Source organism: Glaciihabitans arcticus (assembly GCF_004310685.1).
In the GTDB taxonomy this organism is placed as follows: domain Bacteria; phylum Actinomycetota; class Actinomycetes; order Actinomycetales; family Microbacteriaceae; genus Conyzicola; species Conyzicola arctica.
In genome coordinates, this window is record NZ_SISG01000002.1 from 66,970 (window position 1) to 81,951 (window position 14,982).

The 14,982-nt window shown below is 67.2% G+C and carries 14 protein-coding genes; 3 read left to right on the forward strand and 11 right to left on the reverse strand.

Annotated elements, in window-relative coordinates; genetic code table 11:
- Positions 1-5: 5 nt before the first annotated feature.
- From EYE40_RS14520 to EYE40_RS14550, 7 genes are all read right to left on the reverse strand, one after another.
- Complete coding sequence (locus tag EYE40_RS14520; RefSeq protein ID WP_130982991.1) at positions 6-671, reverse strand: thymidine kinase; 666 nt, start codon at positions 669-671, stop codon at positions 6-8.
- On the reverse strand, positions 671-1,366 hold the full coding sequence (locus EYE40_RS14525; protein ID WP_130982992.1) for a response regulator transcription factor: 696 nt from the start codon (positions 1,364-1,366) through the stop codon (positions 671-673). The genes EYE40_RS14520 and EYE40_RS14525 overlap by 1 nt, the downstream gene beginning before the upstream one ends.
- Positions 1,353-2,498 carry a hypothetical protein gene (locus EYE40_RS14530; RefSeq protein ID WP_130982993.1) on the reverse strand — a complete coding sequence of 382 codons (1,146 nt, stop codon included), beginning with the start codon at positions 2,496-2,498 and terminating at the stop codon, positions 1,353-1,355. Before EYE40_RS14530 ends, EYE40_RS14525 begins: the two co-directional genes overlap by 14 nt.
- A complete protein-coding gene (locus EYE40_RS14535) occupies positions 2,495-3,724 on the reverse strand; it encodes a sensor histidine kinase (protein ID WP_130982994.1) in 1,230 nt (409 codons plus the stop codon). Before EYE40_RS14535 ends, EYE40_RS14530 begins: the two co-directional genes overlap by 4 nt.
- 75 nt (positions 3,725-3,799) lie before the next feature.
- Positions 3,800-5,428: an ABC-F family ATP-binding cassette domain-containing protein gene (locus tag EYE40_RS14540; RefSeq protein ID WP_204742278.1), complete on the reverse strand. Its 1,629-nt coding sequence runs from the start codon at positions 5,426-5,428 to the stop codon at positions 3,800-3,802.
- A gap of 126 nt (positions 5,429-5,554) precedes the next feature.
- Entirely contained in the window at positions 5,555-7,027 is a 1,473-nt protein-coding gene (locus EYE40_RS14545; RefSeq protein WP_130982995.1) for a malate:quinone oxidoreductase, read from the reverse strand.
- Positions 7,028-7,037: 10 nt separating this feature from the next.
- Positions 7,038-7,694, reverse strand: a complete 657-nt coding sequence (locus EYE40_RS14550; protein WP_130982996.1) for an SGNH/GDSL hydrolase family protein — start codon at positions 7,692-7,694, stop codon at positions 7,038-7,040.
- A gap of 248 nt (positions 7,695-7,942) precedes the next feature.
- Between EYE40_RS14550 and EYE40_RS14555 the strand changes: the two genes are divergently transcribed.
- Positions 7,943-8,833 carry an endonuclease domain-containing protein gene (locus EYE40_RS14555; protein ID WP_130982997.1) on the forward strand — a complete coding sequence of 297 codons (891 nt, stop codon included), beginning with the start codon at positions 7,943-7,945 and terminating at the stop codon, positions 8,831-8,833.
- A gap of 91 nt (positions 8,834-8,924) precedes the next feature.
- Here EYE40_RS14555 and EYE40_RS14560 read toward each other — a convergent pair whose 3' ends face one another.
- Both EYE40_RS14560 and EYE40_RS14565 read right to left on the reverse strand, forming a co-directional pair.
- Complete coding sequence (locus EYE40_RS14560; RefSeq protein WP_130982998.1) at positions 8,925-9,974, reverse strand: aspartate-semialdehyde dehydrogenase; 1,050 nt, start codon at positions 9,972-9,974, stop codon at positions 8,925-8,927.
- A 94-nt stretch (positions 9,975-10,068) separates the two neighbouring features.
- Positions 10,069-11,334, reverse strand: coding sequence for an aspartate kinase (locus EYE40_RS14565; protein ID WP_130982999.1), 1,266 nt, complete (start codon positions 11,332-11,334; stop codon positions 10,069-10,071).
- 103 nt (positions 11,335-11,437) lie between these two features.
- Between EYE40_RS14565 and EYE40_RS14570 the strand changes: the two genes are divergently transcribed.
- Entirely contained in the window at positions 11,438-11,965 is a 528-nt protein-coding gene (locus EYE40_RS14570) for a hypothetical protein (RefSeq protein WP_130983000.1), read from the forward strand.
- Positions 11,962-12,408: a hypothetical protein gene (locus EYE40_RS14575; protein WP_130983001.1), complete on the forward strand. Its 447-nt coding sequence runs from the start codon at positions 11,962-11,964 to the stop codon at positions 12,406-12,408. The genes EYE40_RS14570 and EYE40_RS14575 overlap by 4 nt, the downstream gene beginning before the upstream one ends.
- Before the next feature lie 9 nt (positions 12,409-12,417).
- On the opposite strand, the gene recR is transcribed toward EYE40_RS14575, so the two are convergent.
- Both recR and EYE40_RS14585 read right to left on the reverse strand, forming a co-directional pair.
- Positions 12,418-13,017, reverse strand: a complete 600-nt coding sequence (gene recR, locus EYE40_RS14580) for a recombination mediator RecR (RefSeq protein WP_130983002.1) — start codon at positions 13,015-13,017, stop codon at positions 12,418-12,420.
- A 3-nt stretch (positions 13,018-13,020) separates the two neighbouring features.
- Complete coding sequence (locus EYE40_RS14585) at positions 13,021-14,958, reverse strand: DNA polymerase III subunit gamma and tau (RefSeq protein WP_130983003.1); 1,938 nt, start codon at positions 14,956-14,958, stop codon at positions 13,021-13,023.
- Positions 14,959-14,982 lie beyond the last annotated feature (24 nt).

The window sequence follows — 14,982 nt, forward strand, 5'->3', positions numbered from 1 at the left end:
TGTCCCTACTCGAAGTCGGGATCCGGCCCCTCGACATAGCTGAAGGCGGCACGTGGTCGGCGGCCGTTGTTGAGCACCCCGTCGCTCTCCTCGAGGTAGCACTTTCCGCAGAGGCTCTCGTAGGAGACCTCAGCTCCGTCGATCGCCACCTGATCGCCATCGAAAATGAACTGCCCGTCGATCGTGCGGGCGTTGAACACGGCCTTGCGACCGCAGCGGCAGATGGTCTTGAGCTCTTCGAGCGAGTGCGCGACCTCCAGAAGGCGTCGGCTGCCCGGGAAAGCGACTGTCTGAAAATCGGTGCGGATGCCGTAGGCCAGCACGGGCACGCCCTCGAGGATCGCGATGCGCAGGAGGTCGTCGACCTGGCTCTCGGTGAGGAACTGCGCCTCATCCACGAGCAGGCAGCTAACGTCGAGCCCGGTCTGCTTGCGCACTCGCGCGCGCTGGGCGGAGAACGCCTCGTAGATGTCTTCGTCGCGGGCGACGGTGAAGTCCACTGGGCGGGTGACGCCCAGGCGCGAGACGATGTCGGAGTCGCCCTTGGTGTCGACCTGCGGCTTCGTGAGCAGCACCTGCTGGCCACGCTCCTCGTAGTTGTAGGCGGCCTGCAACAGCGCTGTGCTCTTGCCGCTGTTCATGGCTCCGTAACGGAAGTAGAGCTTGGACATCAGTTGAGGTATCCGTCCTCCGCGGCGCGACGGATCAGTTCCGCTCGCTTGCTCGCGGGTCGATTGGCTTTGACGTACTTCTCACGCACACGGCGCAGGTAGGTTTTGGCGGTCTCGTACTGCACGTTCATCGCGGCGGCGACCTCGGCGGTGCTCGCTCCCGTCACGTAGTGCCTGAGGGCTTCGATCTCACCGGGGCTCAGTTTGGGCCGGATCGTTGTGCTCGCACCCACGGGCAGTGGGCGCCAGTCACGAGGGAGAGTGGAGTCACTGCGCACTCCCATGACCGTGCGGGCTGCATCCATCACCTCACGCATCGAGAGGGTCTTCGAGAGGAAGGCGGAGGCACCGGCATCGAGGGCGCGCTCGCGGGACTCGCGGCTGTCGAGGCTGGAGAGCACGATCACCTTCGCCCCGGCCGCACGGCAGGTGCGCACGCGGGCTTCGATCGAGACGGGCTCCTTGAGCTGGAAATCGAGGAACACGAGGTCGGTCGGAAACTTGTCGCTGTGCACGAGCTGCAGCCAGGTGCTCGCGCTGAGCACGAGGTCGAAGTCGGGGGCGTTGGCGGCGATCCAGCTGGTCAGGCTGTCGAGCAGCACCTCGTGGTCGTCGAGGATCGCGAGGCGCACGCCGGTTCGCTCTGGTACCTCGAAACCGGGCGCGAAGAGCGATCCGGCTTCATCGATGTCCATAGCCAAATCCTAGTCGGAGCGCAGGACGCTCCATCTCGACCCGGAGATCGCGGAACAGGATCTGCATCACGGCGAGATAGGGGTCGAGCAATTCGTGCAGGGCGCCGGCGGGAACGTCGACCCGTGCGCCCAGCGAGAGTCGGTAGCCGACTCCGTGGGGCACGAGTTTGATGTCGAGGGAGCCGGGTTCGAAGCCGGCCTGGCCGTGCAGGGCGACGAGCACGGCGCGCAACACCGTGCGCTGGTCGATGGTCATCAGGTCGGCGAGGTGCGATTCATCCCGGATGCCCGCGCTCCCGCCCGCGACGCCGCCGAGTTGCTCGAGCACTCCGTCGAGCCAGCTCCTGTCTGCCTCGGCCACCATCACCGCGCGGATGTTCTCGGCCAGGGACCGGGCATCCCCCCGGTCGGCGTCGGTCACGGACGATGCCGCGAGCACCCTTGTGAAGTAGGGCACCACGTCCTGGTTGAGGATCGTCACGCGGTCCTGCTGCACGGATCGGGCGATGCCGTCACTGCGCGAGCCGACCAGCGCGTCGGTGGACATCGTTGCGAGGCTCTCCCAGCGATCGAGGCTCGCGACGAGCTCGTGGGCGAAGACCGCGGAGCCCGCAGCGAGGGCGAGCACAGGGGTCACCGCGACCACCACGAGAACGTGGATGGGAGCCGCCGAGGCGAGCGTGCCGTACTGCGCCACGGTAGTGACGGCGACGACGATCGTGGAGATGACCCCCGCGACCGCGATGCTGCGTGCCGGACGGAAGGGTGCGACGGCGAGCAGGAACAGCCCGACGACGGAGGGGCCCCAGTCGTCGCGCACGTAAGCGTTCTCACCCCACATCGATGCTGCCCCGAAGACGTGGGCGAGCAGCGCTCCACCGACGACGAGCACCATGCTCGGGCGGTCGAACGGCGCCCGCATCGGATTCGATGCCCGGGCGAAGACGACACCGGTTGCGACGGTCAGCAGCAGCGACATCACCGCGAGGATCGGATCGACCACGTCTTCGACGTTGAGCGCGATCATGATCGCGGCGTAGAACGGCACGGCGATGGCGGCGAGCAGGCTCGTCGGACGCCCGACGAGGGCGGCTAGGGGGTCGCGCTGTTGCAGGGTGCGTTCCCGGATCATCGCCGCACCGCCGCGGACGCTCGCGAGCCGCCGGGCTCGGTATCGGTGGATGCCGGCACCCGGATCAGCACGGACGTGCCCCGCCCGGGGGTCGACCAGAGCTGCACGGACCCCCCAACGCCTTCGATGCGCGAGCGCACGGAATGCCGAAGTCCCAGTCGATCGGAACCCGTCTCGCCGATGACGAATCCGACTCCCGCATCGACGACCATGACCGACACGTCGGATTCGGATCCGTAGAGAACGACCTCGGCGCGATCGGTTCCCGCGTGGTCGACCACGTTGACGAGGCACTGCCGCACGGCGAGTGCCACTGCCGTCGCGCCGTCGACCGCGAGCCGGGAGAGCGCCGACAGGTCGCCGCTCACGTCGATCGTGAGACCCCGTGCACCGATCTCGTCGATGACTTTCGCGAGCCTGCTCGTCGTCCAGACCGTCGATGTCTCTGCGGCACTCTCCCCGTGGCCGAGAAGCCACTCCTCGCCGACCAGGGCAGACAGGTCCCGTTCGATCTGCTCCCGCAGCTTGCGCGGAAGCTGTTCGTCCCCCGCCTCGGCGATTGCCGCGAGGTTGCCGAGCACCGTGTCGTGAAGCATCGCGGCGGCACGGATCTCGAGCGATTGCCGCACCGTGGAGAGGTGCTCGTCACGCGCGGCGCGGTACAGGCCGGGTCCCGCAGCGAGCACCCGGGTGCGTCCGGCGGCGATGAGGGCGAGCACGATTCCGAGCAGGGCGACGACGATGATCGTTGTACCGTCCAGTCGCGCGGGCATTCCGCTCGGCATCGCGCCCAGCACCGTCGCGAAGCCGCCGAAGACGAAGGCGGCGAACATCCAGCCGGCGGCGGGAAGCACGCCGGAGCCAACCCCGCCGATCAGGATCAGCGCAACCTTGGGCAGGGTGAAGATGAAGGTGTCCGTGGTCGTCGCGGTGGGGTAGAGCTGGCTCGACGCCAGCACGAACCAGAAGATGCTCGCCGACCCGATGAGCAGGTAGCCCACGGTTGCGGCGAGACTGGGTCGCCAGGCGAGCAGCCACAGCATCGCGAGCATGGGCAGCAGGGCGAGAGTCGTGGGCCAGAGCAGCCTCTCGGGGTACGCGGTCTGCAGCAGGAGCGTAGAGGCGATCGTGAGCAGAAGGCAGACCGCCGCAGTCACGTGGCAGGCCCGCGCGTAGGCCCAGCTCACACCGTGGGATGCGAGATGGATGGGGAACCCCAACGACATCCGTACGCCCCTTCGTGCCCACCAGTGTTACGAGCGTAGGTCACCCTAACCCCGACTACCTCCCCCAGTTCGGGTTCAGGCCAGGCTTCCCGCGATGAGAGCCCGGTGTGGCCCCGACCAGCGGCGTCGCAGCCACCGGTCGTGGCTCGCGATGATGACCGCGCCGGGATAGCCGCCGAGCGCATCCTCGAGCTCTGTCGCAAGGCCGAGCGACAGGTGGTTCGTGGGTTCGTCGAGCAGGAACACGTGCGGTGGCCGCGCGATGATCGTGGCGAGGGCGAGCCTGCGCTGCTGCCCGATCGAGAGCGAGCCCACGGCCCGGTCGAGGTCGCGCTGCGGCAGCAGGCCGAGGCTCGAGAGAGGCACGGTCTCTTCGCGCCGATCCCCCACCGCGTCGCGGTAGATCACGCGGGCCGATCGTGTCGCGTCCTTCCACCGAACGTCCTGCGCGAGCAGACCGACGCGCAGCCCGCGACGCCTGCGCACCGAGCCCGACGTCGTGGCGAGCTGCCCGGCGAGCAGCTCGAGCAGGCTCGACTTTCCCGCGCCGTTCGCACCCGTGAGCAGCAGCCGGGTCGTCGGCCCCACGGTCAGGTCGTCGATGGCGAGACGCCCCTCGACCCGCGCGTTCTCAACGCTGATGAGGGCGTCCGCATCCTCCAGTGAATGCCAGCCGTTCGGGATGCCCGCAAAGCTCAGGATCTCCGTCGGCCGCTCCACGCGGCTCCGCTCGAGGTCGTCGAGCCTCCCCCGCGCGTTACGCACCCGACGACTGATCTGGCCTTCCACCGTGTTCTTCTTGAGACCCTTCGCCATCCTGTCGTTGTCACGCCACGGTCGGTTGTGCGCGATGTCCCGCGAGGTCGTGGCGATGGAGAGCTCGAGCTCGCGCAGCTCCTGCTCCTCCGCCTCGAACCTCGCCTCCCAACGGGCACGCTCGGCGGCCTTCGCCCCGAGGTAGTCGGTGTAGCTGCCGCCGAACCGACTCACGGTGCTGCGAGCGCCCGAATTGGGGTCGATGTCCACGAGCGCCGTGGCGACCTCGTCGAGGAAGGCCCGATCGTGACTCGCGAAGATCACCGGACCCCGCCAGTCGAGCAGCTGCTCGCGCAGGAAACCGACCGCAGCGTCGTCGAGGTGGTTGGTCGGCTCATCCAGCACCAGTGCATCAGGACGGGAAAGCAGTAGCGCGGCCAGCGCCACCCGGCTGCGCTGCCCACCCGAGATCGCGGCCAGTGGACGGTCGAGCGGCAGCCGCCCCACCCCGAGGCCCGCGAGGAGAGCGTCGCGGCGCGAGTCGACAGTCCACAACTCGGCAGCCTCGGCCGCGGCGAGGGCTCGTTCGTACCTTTCGGAGGCCGTCTGGCTCGTCGCGGCGGTGAGGTGGGCTGCGGCATCCCGCACCTCGGTCTCGAGAGCTCGCAGAGGCGCGATCGCCCGCTTGATGAGATCGCCGACCGTCTCGCGGGGGCCGTGCACAACCTCCTGGCGCAGCAGGCCGGTGCGACCTGGGCGCGAGACGATACCGCGGTCGGGCTCGATGTCGCCCGCAAGAATGCCGAGCAGGGTCGACTTGCCTGCACCGTTCTCACCAATGAGGCCGAGGCGCTCGGCACCGTCGATCACGAGCGAGAGGTCGGAGAACACGGCGCGGTCACCGAAGGAGTGGGAGATGCCGCTGAGGGAGATGTGTGATGTGCGCACGGAGACGCCCCTTCTCGAGATACGAGAGATTCCCGCCGGGCGGAGCCTCGGGCGCGGGACGGAGGGGGCGTTACAGGTTCACGAGGATCGAGGCTAGCCCCGACCCTCGCAACCTGTCAACAGGAGCTAGCGCGCGATCTGCAGCGAGCGAGCAGTATTCGTCATGACCTCGTCAGCCCGCTTCGGGTCGTCGGAGAGCAGCGTTCCGTAGCTCGGCACCATGGCGGTGAGGGCGGGCTTCCAGCCCTCGATGCGATCGGGGAAGCACTTCTCGAGCAGACCGAGCATGATCGGCACGGCGGTCGAGGCTCCCGGAGAGGCACCCAGCAGGCCGGCGATCGAACCATCAGCGGACGCTACGACCTCGGTGCCGAACTGCAGCACTCCGCCCTTCTTGTCGTCCTTCTTGATCACCTGCACGCGCTGGCCCGCGGTGATGCGGTACCAGTCGGCGGGATCGGCGCTGGGCACGAACTCGCGCAGCGCATCGAACTTGGTGTTCTTGCTCGCGGTGAGCTGGCTGAGGAGGTACTTCACAAGGCTTAGGTTGCTCGCACCGGCCGCAACCATCGGCACGAGGTTGTGCCAGCGGATCGACGCGAACAGGTCGAGCAGCGAGCCGGACTTCAGGAACTTCGGGCTGAACCCCGCGTACGGCCCGAACATCAGGCTCGGGTTGCCGTCGACGACACGCAGGTCGAGGTGCGGCACCGACATGGGCGGCGAGCCGACCGAGGCCTTGCCGTAGACCTTGGCGACGTGGCGGGCGACGACCTCGGGGTTGTCGGTGCGCAGGAACTCGCCGCTCACCGGGAAGCCGCCGAAACCGCGGATCTCTTTGATGCCCGACTTCTGCAGCAGGCCGAGGGCGTATCCGCCTGCACCCACGAAGACGAAGCGTGCGTGCGTCTGCATGGGCGTCTGGCCGACCTCGTCGCGCCAGGACACGCGCCAGGTGTTGTCCTTCTCACGCTTGAGTCCCGTGACCCGGGCGTGCCCGGTGAACTCCGCACCATTGTCGGTCAGGTAGCGGATGAGGGTTCGGGTGAGGGCGCCGAAGTCGACATCGGTGCCTGCAGCGATGCGGGTGGCAGCGATGGGCTGCGACTTCGCTCGCCCCGGGATGAGCAGCGGCGACCAGCCACGAATCACCTCGGCGTCTTCGCTGAACTCGAGTCCGGCGAACAGCGGGTGGTCCTTGAGTGCGTCGTACCGCTTGCGAAGGTATTCGACGTTGTCCTCGCCCCAGACGAAACTCATGTGGGCTGTCGCATTGATGAAGGATGACGGTTCCGGAAGCTTGCCGGTGTCCACGAGGTGCGCCCAGAACTGGCGTGACACCTGGAACTGCTCGTTCACCTTCACGGCACTCGCGATGTCGATGGTGCCGTCGGGACGCTCGGGCGTGTAGTTGAGCTCGCACAGGGCCGAGTGTCCGGTGCCCGCGTTGTTCCACGGGTTCGAGCTCTCGAGGGCGACCTGGTCGAGCCGCTCGAAGATGCGGATCTCCCAGTCGGGCTGCAGCTGCTTGAGGATGGTGCCGAGCGTGGCACTCATGATGCCGCCACCAATCAGCGCGACGTCGATGGGCTTCTTCACGGCTTCAACTTTACCCGCCCGCGGGCAGGCCCAGTTTCGTGAGCTCAGAGTCCATGCGCTTTGCCATCTCCGCGTAACCGTCGTTGTTCGGGTGCAGCCCGTCCGCGGCCATCCATTCCTGGTGACCCTCGATCCAGTGCGAGGCGCCGGCGATGTAGTCGGACCCGGTGCGCTCGGCCGCATCCCGAACCCAGCCGATGATGACCTCGACCGATTCGGGGCGGTCATCCGTGTACCAGAACGGCTCGACCACGATGAAGCGCGCGTCGGGCAGGGCTGCGGTGAGCTTGTCGAAGTCGGCGTTGATGGCGTCGTAGATCGCGTTCGCCTCTTCGGGGTACGAGAAGTTGTCGTTCAGCCCCATCGTGACGAATACGATGTCGGGATCGTTGGCGATGACCTGATCGGGCAGGTCGTCGACGCTTCCGCGGTTGGTGACGAAGCCGAGGCCGTTGACGCTCGGGTTGAACTCCTGCCAGTTGCGGGCCTTCGACACGATCGTGGACCAGCGGAGGTCGGCTGCGCTGGCGCCCGTGCCGAGAGTGTAGGAGTCGCCGTAGAACGCGACCTTGTCGCCGGTGCCCGTGACTCCCGTCGCGTCGGGGGTCGCGCAGCCGGCGAGGCCCGCCACGATGAGGATGGTGGCGGCCGCAAGAGTTCGCTTCATGTCAGCTATTCGACACCGTCGCGGGTTTGGGTGGGTTGGGGGCGCGCTGGTGAGTGCGCTTCTGCAGGACTTTCCGGGGGCACGTACCGCTCCGCAGGATTCTCGACGCCCTTCGAGACGGTTCTTCCTGCGCAACTGCACACGGGGGCGGGCACGTCCTCTCCTCCCCCGATGACGATTCGGGATGTCCCTACGCACTTTTCGCAGGAACGCTCCGATGAATAGACCAGTCCGACAATGTTCGTGAGATGAAGACCGAACTCCGCACGACTATGCAGAGCGCCGGCGGGCTCATCCGCACGAGCACGCTGCGACGCCTCGGGTTCACACGCCGCGACATCGAGGCCGGACTCAAGGAAAGGAGCATGACCCGCGTCTTTCGTCCATGGGTCGCGCTGAGAAGCGCAGAGCGGGACGCGATCATCGCCGTGAGTCATCACGGCCGACTCACCAACGCGTCGGCCCTCGGAAGCTATGGGGTGTGGCGCGGCCTCGATCGCGCCGTTCATGTCCTCGTACCCAGGACGGATCGCGGCGCTGCCACAGCTCCCCCGGTGTCACTCGAGGTGTTCGTCGCTCCGGAGCATCCCACCAACGGAGTGGTGAGGCACTGGGGCGGCGCTCCACCAGGCAACCGGGAATGGCGGGTGCCACCGATTCACGCTCTTGCGTCATTCGCACTCACGCAATCCGCAGAGATGTTCGTCGCGGCGGTCGACAGCGCGCTGCACGAGAAGGTCGTGAAGCCCTCCGATATGCCGGAGTTGCGAGCCCTGCTCCCGCGTCGACTGCGGAGACTCCTCGACCTGGTAGACGAAAGGTCCGAGGCGGGATGCGAGTCGCTCGCACGACTGCGTCTGGCTCCATTGAGTCGGTCAATCGACATTCAGGTGCAGATCGGACCTCACCGTGTTGATCTGCTCGTCGACGGCTGGCTGATCATCGAGATTGACAGTGAGAAGTGGCACTCAGGGACCCGCGTCGCCGACAGTCGACGTGACACCGACCTGATCCGTCGCGGCTACCGCATCAAGCACTTCGACTACTCCGAGGTGATCTACGAGTGGCCCAAAGTTGAGGCGTCAATCATTGAGATGCTTCGAAACCCGCCCGCGACGCGTCCGGCGCGTACCGCTTAGCAGGAAGTTCGGGCCAGTCCCGCAACGCAAGTCCTGCGCAACGGTACAGCCGCATGAAATTCCTGCGGAGCGGTACGGGCCAACCCGAGTACTACACCGCGGCGAGTTGGGCCGCCACGAGCTCCGCGATCTGCACCGCGTTAAGTGCTGCACCCTTGCGCAGGTTGTCGTTGGAGATGAAGAGCGCGAGACCGCGTCCGTTCGGCACACCCTCGTCCTGGCGGATGCGCCCGACGTACGACGGATCCTTGCCTGCCGCCTCGAGGGGGGTAGGGACATCCACCAGCACAACACCGGGGGCGTCAGCGAGCAGCTCCTTGGCGCGCGCAACGGACAGCGGCGAGGCGAACTCGGCGTTGATGGCGAGCGAGTGGCCGCTGAAGACCGGAACACGCACGCAGAGTCCGCTGACCAGCAGGTCGGGAAGCTCGAGGATCTTGCGGCTCTCGTTGCGCAGCTTCTTCTCCTCGTCGGTCTCGAAGAGGCCGTCGTCGACGAAGCTTCCGGCCTGTGGGATGACGTCGAACGCGATCGTCTTCGGGAAGGTTTCGGCGGCACCGAAGTCGATCGACGAGCCATCGTGCACGAGTGAGCGCGGGTCCTGCTCGATAGCCGCCTTCGTCTGGGCGTAGAGCTCCTCGCCGCCGACGAGTCCGGCGCCGGAGACGGCCTGGTAGGTGGAGACGATGAGGCGCTCGAGGGCGGCCTCCTCGTGCAGCACCTTCAGCACCGGCATCGCTGCCATGGTGGTGCAGTTCGGGTTCGCGATGATGCGCTTGCGGGCCTCGGCGATCGCGTGCGGGTTGACCTCGCTGACGACGAGCGGCACGTCGGGGTCCATGCGGAACGCGGACGAGTTGTCGATCACGAGCACACCGGCAGCGGCGAAGCGCGGCGCCTGGGCCTTGGAGGTCGCGCCTCCCGCGGAGAAGATCGCGATGTCGAGACCGGTCGGGTCGGCGAGCGACGCGTCTTCCACGACGATGTCTTCGCCCTTGAAGGTGAGCGTGGTTCCGGCGCTGCGGGCGGAAGCGAAGAAACGGATCTCCTCGATGGGGAAGTCGCGCTCAGCGAGCAGCGTGCGCACAACCGCGCCGACCTGTCCGGTCGCTCCGACGACACCGATACGTACACCGCTCATGCTGCTACTCCCTGGGGCATATGGAAGTGCCCATTCTATCCGCGAGGCGGCTGATGTTACGGGCGGTGGCAGTGCATCGACGAAGGTTGGCCGATCAGCGGCCGGTTCCGCCGTGAACGACGGCCTCGGTGTCGGCATCCAGACCGAAGGCCTTGTGCACAACGCGCACAGCCTCGTTGACCGTGTCCGCGCGGGTGACGACGGAGATGCGGATCTCCGAGGTGGAGATCATCTCGATGTTGATGCCTGCTTCGAACAACGCTGTGAAGAGCTGGGCGGTGACGCCGGCGCTCGAGCGCATGCCTGCACCGACGACAGCGAGCTTGCCGATCTGGTCGTCGTGCTGCAGCGAGTCGAAGCCGACCTCGGCCTGCTCCGCGGTGAGCGCGGTGAGGGCTGCCTGCGCGTCCGACTTGGGCAGCGTGAAGGAGATGTCGGTGCGACCGGTCGAAGCCGTCGACACGTTCTGCACGACCATGTCGATGTTCGCGTTCGTCTTCGCGACGATGGTGAAGATCTGCGCTGCCTTGCCCGGGATGTCCGGCACACCGACAACGGTGATCTTGGCCTCGCTCAGGTCGGCGGCGACGCCCGTGATGATCGGCTCTTCCACGTTCTCTCCCTCGATCGAGGCGACGACCAGCGTTCCCTCGTTGTTGTTAAACGATGACCGCACATGCAGCGTCACACCGTGGCGACGCGCGTACTCGACGGCGCGGATGTACAGGACCTTCGCCCCGCCGGCCGCCAGCTCGAGCATCTCTTCGCTCGTGATCCTGTCGATCTTTCGAGCGGATGGCACGACTCGCGGATCCGCCGTGAAGACTCCATCAACATCCGTGTAGATCTCGCAGACCTCGGCTCCGAGCGCTGCCGCGAGGGCCACCGCGGTCGTGTCCGATCCGCCCCGGCCGAGGGTGGTGATGTCGCCCGTGCCGCGGTTGAAGCCCTGGAACCCGGCCACGATGGCGACTGCTCCCTGGTCGAGAGCTTCGCGCACACGTTTGGGCGTGACATCCACGATTCTGGCAGAGCCGTGCTGGGCATCGGTGATCATGCCGGCCTGACTGCCGGTGTAGCTGCGGGCCTCGACGCCGAGACCCTTGATCGCCATGGCGAGCAGGGCCATCGAGATGCGCTCGCCCGCGCTCAGCAGCATGTCGAGTTCGCGGCCGCCCGGAACGGGCACCACCTTCTCAGCGAGGTCGAGCAGCTCGTCCGTGGTGTCGCCCATGGCGCTCACAACGACGACGACCTCGTGGCCGGCCTTGCGGGTCTCGACGATTCGCTTGGCGACGCGCTTGAGGCCTTCGGCGTCAGCGACGGAGGATCCACCGTACTTCTGTACGATCAGGCTCACGTGGTACTCCCGGGCAGTCTCGATGTGCGGCGCAGAATTCGCGCCCACCGGTCGATCTTAGCCAATCCGGCAGACCCGGATCGCGAGGTTACGAGAGGCAGGCATGGTCGTCGAATACGTCATAGCGTCGAACGACCTGATGCGCCGTTTGCTCCCCGCGGGCGGTGACGAGTACACCTACCCACGGCCCCTTCGCACGCTGCTCCGCCAGGGCATCAGCCGAGAAAGCGGCGGCCTGTTCTTCGGGAGCCACCTGCGGGCGAATCGGCACCTCCTCTCTCCCAGCGACATCGTCGGGTCCGAGGCGCTCATCAACTCGTTCCACATCGAGGATTTCGTCTCCGCGAAACTCGGGGTCGGCTCCGATGCATGGGCACGGCAGTGCGTGGGGCTTGCCGTGCAGTTCGGCCGCGACGTGCTCGAGATGGCCGCGAACGCGTTCCCCCAGCCGATACGCATAGCGATCACGCTCGACCAGGGCACCCAGCTCTTCCCCGGCGACGAGGAGGGCAGCGTGCCCAGCTGCACCCTCAGATTCTGGGGCATCCGCCCGGGCGTGCCCGAGTATTTCGCCGAGCCGTCCGCCTACGACACGGAGCCCTTCCTCCTCCTCTCCCGGGTCGAGTCGTGAGCGCCGTGATTACCGCGAACGACGAGATGCAGCGGTGGGTGGATGACGCCGCGCGTTACCCGCGCGCGGTGCCGGCGCGCCTCAGGCTGCTGCTCGACGGCGGACTCGCCCAGGTTGCGGGCGGCACCTACTTCAGCGAGCCCTCGGCCGACCTCGTGACGCGACTTCCGGCCGCCGAGCTCGAGGCCTTTGTGAACCAGGTGTCGATCGACTCTTTGAAGACCGTGCAGCGGCTCGAGAAGGGCTCCGAACCGTGGTGCTACGAAGCCGTGGCGATCGCCATCGCGTTCGGGGAGCGGGTGCTGGAGCTTGCGGGCGGGTTTGTGACGGTTGTGCTCGATGTCGATGAGGAACGGTCGTCGTGTGTGCTGCGGCTGACGTCGGAGGCGTGGCATCCCGCACACCCTGATGAGGTTGCGTGGCTGGAGATGACGCGCGACTAGAGGTACCGGCTAGTTCTCGACGAGACGGCGGCCCTCGAAGGCGCGGCCGAGGGTGACCTCGTCGGCGTACTCGAGGTCGCCGCCGACGGGGAGGCCCGACGCGAGGCGCGTGACGCGCAGGTTCGGCTGCACGAGCAGGCGCTGAAGGTAGGTCGCGGTCGCCTCGCCCTCGAGGTTCGGGTTGGTCGCGATGATGACCTCGGTGACCGTGCTGTCGTTCAGTCGCGCGAGCAGCTGGCGGATGCTGAGGTCGTCGGGTCCGACGCCGTCGATCGGGCTGATGGCGCCGCCTAGCACGTGGTACAGCCCACGGAATTCGCGGGTGCGCTCGATCGCGACCACGTCTTTAGCCTCCTCGACCACGCAAATGGTGGCCGGCGAGCGACGCGGGTCGCGGCAGATGGTACAGGTGTCCTGTTCGGTCACGTTGCCGCAGATGCTGCAGAAGCGCACTTTGTCACGGATCTCGGTGAGCACCTCGGCGAGACGCGTGACGTCGACGCTCTCGGTCTGCAGGATGTGGAACGCGATGCGCTGGGCGGACTTCGGACCGATGCCCGGCAGCTTGCCGAGCTCGTCGATGAGTTCCTGGACGATTCCTTCGTACACGGGCTAGTTGCCTTCCGCCTGCGGAACGACCCGCGGCGCGACGGTCTGCTCCTCGATGAAGCTGGCGCCGAGAATTTCGCGCACAACCGATTCGCCGTAGCGGGCCTTGTCACCGTTCTTGTCGAGGGATGCATCTGCCGCCGTCTTGCGAACGACGGGCCTCGGCTGCCGAGGGCCGGCCACCGGCTCAGACTCGGGGATTGAGGCGACGGCCCAGCCGGAGCTGTCCGTGGCGGGGGCGTCGGGCTCGGGCGCCTGTTCGTCGCTGGGGGCGGAAGCCTGAGCCTCGACCCGCGCGATGAACTTGACCCGCACGCCCAGCACGGAGACGATCGCCTTGCGCAGGTGCTCGCTCACGCTGTCGCCGCTCGGGTTGGGCTGCTTGAAGCTGTTGGAGTCGTTCTCGCTCACGAACGACACGGTGAGCACGTCGTCCTGGAAGCCGCGCGCGGTTGCCGTCTGCAGCACCATCCAGGCGTTGAGCTTGGCGCTGCGCACGACCTCGAGGATCTCGGGCCAGGAGTCCTTCACCTGTGCAAAGGTGACCGGACCGGCCGCGGTGACGGGCTCGGCGGGCTTTTCGACGGGCTGCTCTGCGGGCTTTTCGACAGCGGCCGCTGCGGGGGCGGCCGGCTTCTCGACGACGGGTTCCGGAGCACGCACGGGCTCCGCTGCGCGAACGGGCTCCGGGGCTCGCGCGGGCTCTGCCGCACGCACGGACTCGGCCGCTCGAACCGGGGCGGCAGCGGGAGCTGTTGCGGCAGGCGCAGCAGCACCCTCGACCCCCATGCGACGCTCGATGCGCTCGAGGCGGGCGAGCGAGCCGCGCTCGGTCTGGTCGCTCGCCGGAACGAGGATGCGCGCCATCATCAGCTCGAGGTGCAGTCGCGGCGAGGTGGCACCGGTCATCTCGGTGAGTGCGGCATTGACGATGTCGGCGGCGCGGGAGAGCTCGGCCTGGCCGAAGTTGATCGACTGCAGCGACATGCGCTCGAGCTGGTCGGCGGGGATGCCGCGCAGCACGGCGGCGCCGTGGTCGTTTGTCGCGGCGACGACGATGAGGTCGCGCAGGCGCTCGAGCAGGTCTTCGACGAAGCGGCGGGGATCCTGACCGGTCTGGATGATGCGGTCGACGGCGGAGAACACCGCCGCGCTGTCGCGGGCGCCGATCGAGTCGACGATCTCGTCGAGCAGCGCGCCGTGGGTGTAGCCGAGCAGGGCGACGGCCCTTTCGTACTCCACTTTGGTGCCCTCGGACCCCGCGATGAGCTGGTCGAGCAGCGAGAGGGTGTCGCGCACTGAGCCTCCGCCGGAGCGCACGACGAGCGGCAGCACACCGGGCTCGACGGTGACCTTCTCCTCGTCACACAGGTGCTGCACGTACTCGAGCATCTGGGCGGGAGGAACCAGGCGGAAGGGGTAGTGGTGCGTGCGGGAGCGGATCGTGCCGATGACCTTCTCGGGCTCGGTCGTTGCAAAGATGAACTTGACGTGCTCCGGCGGTTCTTCGACGATCTTCAGGAGCGCGTTGAATCCCTGCGGCGTGACCATGTGGGCCTCGTCGAGGATGAAGATCTTGAAACGATCGCGCGCCGGGGCGAATACCGCACGCTCACGGAGGTCGCGGGCGTCATCCACACCATTATGTGAAGCGGCATCGATCTCGACGACATCGAGGGAGCCGCCACCGTCGCGACTGAGCTCGACACACGAGGGGCAGACGCCGCAGGGGGTGTCGGTGGGACCTTCGGCGCAGTTCAGGCAGCGGGCCAGGATGCGGGCCGACGTGGTCTTGCCGCAGCCGCGCGGGCCGCTGAACAGGTACGCGTGGTTGACCCGGTCGGTGCGCAAGGCGGTACGGAGCGGATCCGTCACCTGCGACTGCCCGATGAGTTCCGCGAATGTCTCGGGCCGATAGCGGCGATAGAGGGCTGTGACCACGCGTCAAGACTACCCGGCGGCACC

Coding starts and splice junctions, on each gene's coding strand:
- EYE40_RS14520 (WP_130982991.1), bottom strand. CDS start 671: ATGTCCAAGCTCTACTTCCGTTACGGAGCCATGAACAGCGGCAAGAGC.
- EYE40_RS14525 (WP_130982992.1), bottom strand. CDS start 1,366: ATGGACATCGATGAAGCCGGATCGCTCTTCGCGCCCGGTTTCGAGGTA.
- EYE40_RS14530 (WP_130982993.1), bottom strand. CDS start 2,498: ATGATCCGGGAACGCACCCTGCAACAGCGCGACCCCCTAGCCGCCCTC.
- EYE40_RS14535 (WP_130982994.1), bottom strand. CDS start 3,724: ATGTCGTTGGGGTTCCCCATCCATCTCGCATCCCACGGTGTGAGCTGG.
- EYE40_RS14550 (WP_130982996.1), bottom strand. CDS start 7,694: ATGAAGCGAACTCTTGCGGCCGCCACCATCCTCATCGTGGCGGGCCTC.
- EYE40_RS14555 (WP_130982997.1), top strand. CDS start 7,943: ATGAAGACCGAACTCCGCACGACTATGCAGAGCGCCGGCGGGCTCATC.
- EYE40_RS14560 (WP_130982998.1), bottom strand. CDS start 9,974: ATGAGCGGTGTACGTATCGGTGTCGTCGGAGCGACCGGACAGGTCGGC.
- EYE40_RS14570 (WP_130983000.1), top strand. CDS start 11,438: ATGGTCGTCGAATACGTCATAGCGTCGAACGACCTGATGCGCCGTTTG.